Origin of the sequence: Vibrio viridaestus, from assembly GCF_003856525.1 — a bacterium.
Taxonomy (GTDB): Bacteria; Pseudomonadota; Gammaproteobacteria; order Enterobacterales; family Vibrionaceae; genus Vibrio; species Vibrio viridaestus.
In genome coordinates, this window is sequence record NZ_RJVQ01000091.1 from 1 (window position 1) to 543 (window position 543).

Below are 543 nucleotides of genomic sequence, written 5' to 3' on the forward strand. Positions count from 1 at the left end.
TAGTCGTTTTAGAGTATCTTAGTGTCCCGTTCGTCTAGAGGCCTAGGACACCGCCCTTTCACGGCGGTAACAGGGGTTCGACTCCCCTACGGGATACCACGGGTCGTTAGCTCAGTTGGTAGAGCAGTTGACTTTTAATCAATTGGTCACAGGTTCAAATCCTGTACGACCCACCATTTCCTYCCACGGGAAAACAAATATCGTGGGCGATTAGCTCAGTTGGGAGAGCACCTGCCTTACAAGCAGGGGGTCACTGGTTCGAACCCGGTATCGCCCACCACTCTCTAAATATTTTTGGAAACGGATTCCAAACCACTTCAGTAATACGTATGTGGTTGGAATAAGTGACGTCTGAAAGTAGTTAGAAAGTGTTTCTTTCTGCGGAAAGTGACATAGCTCTTTAACAATTTGGAAAGCTGACAAAACATTCTTTTTAGAATGTTTGTAAAAGTTCTCAATGTTTATCATTARGATAAACACCAACACACAATCAAGTGTTCTTGGGAAAACTTACTTTTTAAGTAAGGTTTCAAAATTGAGTCC

General features: G+C 43.1%; 3 tRNA genes. All 3 read left to right on the top strand.

From position 1 onward, the window contains the following. Positions 1 to 23: 23 nt before the first annotated feature. Positions 24 to 99, top strand: a tRNA-Glu gene (locus EES38_RS21820). Position 100: 1 nt separating this feature from the next. Then, positions 101 to 176 (top strand) — tRNA-Lys (locus tag EES38_RS21825). Between the two features lie 28 nt (positions 177 to 204). Then, positions 205 to 280, top strand: a tRNA-Val gene (locus tag EES38_RS21830). Positions 281 to 543 lie beyond the last annotated feature (263 nt).